The sequence below is a fragment of the Lactiplantibacillus herbarum genome (genome assembly GCF_001039045.1).
Lineage (GTDB): Bacteria > Bacillota > Bacilli > Lactobacillales > Lactobacillaceae > Lactiplantibacillus > Lactiplantibacillus herbarum.
This window is the reverse complement of record NZ_LFEE01000020.1, coordinates 96340-98304: the sequence shown is the minus strand read 5'-3', so window position 1 is coordinate 98304 and position 1965 is coordinate 96340. Positions and strand designations below refer to the sequence as shown.

Below are 1965 nucleotides of genomic sequence, written 5' to 3'. Positions count from 1 at the left end.
TCCTTGGCAAAAAACGCCAAGGATCAAGAACGTCCGTGGTGTAATTCCGGAAGATCGCCGAAATAACGCCACCTTCACCGTATCACTAGTACTGCCCACCTCCGGCTAGATTGATTAATAGGTATGATAAACATCGCTAATGCAATATTGTTAACTGAATACTAGCTAATTAAGTAGTCATTGAACCAAATATAAGCGGAGCTAGCCGGGGAAATATGCCATGAAGGCAATCTTAGGTGGCGTTATTGAAGTGCAAGGAAAAAGTTAGACACTTTTTTCAGCTATGCCGCTAACATATTTTGACAGTATTCAGCTGGTGTTGAACCACCATGTATTAACGAAATACGGCTATTATTGAACCACTTAACGTATTTGTTAGTAATTCGACGTAGGGTACGCATATCCTTCAAATCATTCTGATACAAGCATTCACGTTTTAACAAATTGAACCAGCTTTCAATCGGTGCGTTGTCATGACAGTTGCCTTTGCGAGACATGCTTTGAATGATATGCATTTTATTTAATTTTGAACGATAGCTTTGAATTTGATACTGCCAGCCTTGATCCGAATGAAGAATAGGAACGGAAGTCTTCGGGAGGGTCCTGCTCAACTGATTTAATGTTTTTCGAATCAATTCTTTGTCAGGGTGCTCACTGATTTTTAGCGCTAATACTTCACGACTAGCCTCATCAATGACGGCTGAAATATAAGCCCACTTTTGGTTAGATAAGCGAACTTGAGTAACATCAGTATGAAGGACTGCGTAAGGAATCTTGGCATCGAACGCTTGATTTAAGATATTAGGAGCGATTTTTCCGATGTGACCTTTGTATGATTGATATTTACTGGTGTGTTTGTTATACATGTTTGGGTGGAGCCCCAGCTGATTCATTAGTCTCAGAATAGTATCCGGACAGGCTTTAAATCCCGCTTTTTGCGTGCACCGCTGAATACGACGATACCCATAGGTTTGTCTTGATTCAACGAATGATTTCTTGATTTGTTGTTTTAATTTGCTGTTCTTATCCGGACGCTGACGGCGTTTTAGACGGTCATAATAAGTTGCTCGCTTAAGACCAATCACATGAATAAGACGACCAACTGGATACCGATGCCGCAACGTATAAACTATCGATGCTTTTTCTGCATTGGTGGCTGCTTGTGGGTTACGGCTATTAATTTTTTTAGCACATCGCGCTCCATTTTTACTTCATTCAGCTCGTCTTTGAGTTTTTGGATTTCTTGGAGCTGACGATTATTTTCAGTGGTGGGTCGTATTTGCTTTTTCATATCGCTCTGCCTTCTTTGTTTATGCAGACAGAAGCCAGCTATACCATGTTCTTGGTACTGTTCAACCCAATTGACTACTGTTGAGTTATCAATACCAAAATGAAGTGCAGTGGCATTTAGGCTAGTGTCGGTTTTTCAGGCAATAGTCTACCACTTCTAACTTGTAATCAACAGGGTATCTAGCCCCCTTACTAGAACGTAGTGCTTTCAACCCACCATTTTGTACTTGTTGAATCCAGCGACTCACTAAACTCGCTGTGGGCATCGAATATTTCTGAGCCAAATCTTCACCGCTACCTTCGCCACGTTGGTAATTTTTAACGATCTTACATTTGAATTTATATGAATATTGTTTCATGAGATCACCTTTGAATTATTAGCTTGTTTGTCTAACAATTGTACGGCACTTCAAGACCGCCACCTAAGATTGCCTTCATGGCACATTTTCCCAGCTAGCTCCGCTTAGATTTGATTCGATGACAGTCTTGTTAGCTAGCACTCTTTGAAAACTAACGTTAGTGATGTTTATCATAAATATTAATCAATCTAGCCGGAGGTGGGCTGTACTAGCGGTGCGGTGAAGGTGGCTTTAGTCCGGTGATTCTCCGGGCTTAGGCCACGGACGCTCTTGGTCATTGGTGTTTTTTGCCAAGGATCAAGACGAGGGTTAAGAC

The 1965-nt window shown here is 41.3% G+C and carries 3 protein-coding genes and 1 pseudogene; all 4 read right to left on the bottom strand.

Features of this window, described 5'->3' with window-relative positions:
- Positions 1-281: 281 nt before the first annotated feature.
- The 4 genes and pseudogenes from ACG95_RS07205 to ACG95_RS15010 all read right to left on the bottom strand — a co-directional run bounded on the left by ACG95_RS07205 (position 282) and on the right by ACG95_RS15010 (position 1649).
- On the bottom strand, positions 282-1121 hold the full coding sequence (locus ACG95_RS07205) for an IS3 family transposase (RefSeq protein WP_160300362.1): 840 nt from the start codon (positions 1119-1121) through the stop codon (positions 282-284).
- Between the two features lie 8 nt (positions 1122-1129).
- Positions 1130-1291, bottom strand: a complete 162-nt coding sequence (locus ACG95_RS14760) for a hypothetical protein (RefSeq protein ID WP_237756473.1) — start codon at positions 1289-1291, stop codon at positions 1130-1132.
- A 45-nt stretch (positions 1292-1336) separates the two neighbouring features.
- A pseudogene (locus tag ACG95_RS15015) lies at positions 1337-1405 on the bottom strand (hypothetical protein); the annotation flags it as partial.
- A gap of 7 nt (positions 1406-1412) precedes the next feature.
- Positions 1413-1649: a helix-turn-helix domain-containing protein gene (locus ACG95_RS15010; protein WP_047999882.1), complete on the bottom strand. Its 237-nt coding sequence runs from the start codon at positions 1647-1649 to the stop codon at positions 1413-1415.
- Positions 1650-1965 lie beyond the last annotated feature (316 nt).

What these genes read in the sequence shown, in the direction of transcription:
- ACG95_RS15010 (WP_047999882.1), bottom strand. Translation starts at nt 1,649, where the DNA reads ATGAAACAATATTCATATAAATTCAAATGTAAGATCGTTAAAAATTAC.
- ACG95_RS14760 (WP_237756473.1), bottom strand. Translation starts at nt 1,291, where the DNA reads ATGAAAAAGCAAATACGACCCACCACTGAAAATAATCGTCAGCTCCAA.